We start from the raw sequence: 738 nt of genomic DNA on the forward strand, positions 1-738 counted from the left end.
CGGGCCCGGGCGTCCCCGATGATCTCGGCGACGGTGTCGCGCAACGCTTTCAGCCCGGGGTACTCCGGTCGGCCGCGGCCCGGGTGCTCGTCGCTTTCCGCGCGGACCGCGCGATCGAATGCGGCCAGATGCGGATGCTCGCGCATCAGCCGGCTCGCCTCGTCCAGCACCGCCGCGATGCGCTCGACCACGCCGCCGGAACCCGCGGCGGCGGCTCGCAGCCGCGGCACCGCGATGCGCTCGATGTCCTCGACGGCCGCGTCCAGCAATTCGGACTTGTTCGGGAAGTAGTGGTACAGGCTTCCGCTGGTGATGTTCGCCGCCCGGGCGATCTCGCGAATCGTGGTGCGCGAATAGCCATTCTCGGCCACGCATCGCATGGTGACAACGACGATCCGCTGCCGCGTCTCCTCGCCGCTGGCACCGACCGGACGTCCCCGTTGCGCCCGCGTCACCGTGCTGTCCTCACTCGCGCGTCCCGTCCGCCGGCTCTCGGTGCCCGACACAGTCGAATATAATCGAGTGATCGATTAGTTCCGGCTTCGCCGCGGAGGTGCGTAGTGCGTGATGGACGGAGCTGCCACGTGCTTCCCGCCGCATGAGCGCCACGCCGCCGCGATTGGGCCGCCCGGTGGGTGCCGACGGTGAGCAGACCCGGGCCCGCATCATCACCGCCGCGATGCGATGCGTGGCCGAGAATGGCTATTCGCGCACCACGATTCGCGAGATCGCCCGGAC

Annotated in this window: 2 protein-coding genes; one reads left to right on the top strand and one right to left on the bottom strand. The window is 69.9% G+C overall.

Annotated features, from left to right (window positions below; all coding sequences use genetic code 11):
• On the bottom strand, window positions 1-455 hold a 455-nt coding region (locus A5692_RS15170), incomplete at its 3' end, for a TetR/AcrR family transcriptional regulator (RefSeq protein WP_068057265.1).
• Between the two features lie 143 nt (window positions 456-598).
• Here A5692_RS15170 and A5692_RS15175 point away from each other — a divergent pair.
• Window positions 599-738, top strand: a 140-nt coding sequence (locus A5692_RS15175; RefSeq protein ID WP_156766094.1) for a TetR/AcrR family transcriptional regulator, incomplete at its 3' end; no start/stop codon positions are given.

Origin of the sequence: Mycobacterium sp. E342 (assembly GCF_001667665.1) — a bacterium.
In the GTDB taxonomy this organism is placed as follows: Bacteria; Actinomycetota; Actinomycetes; order Mycobacteriales; family Mycobacteriaceae; genus Mycobacterium.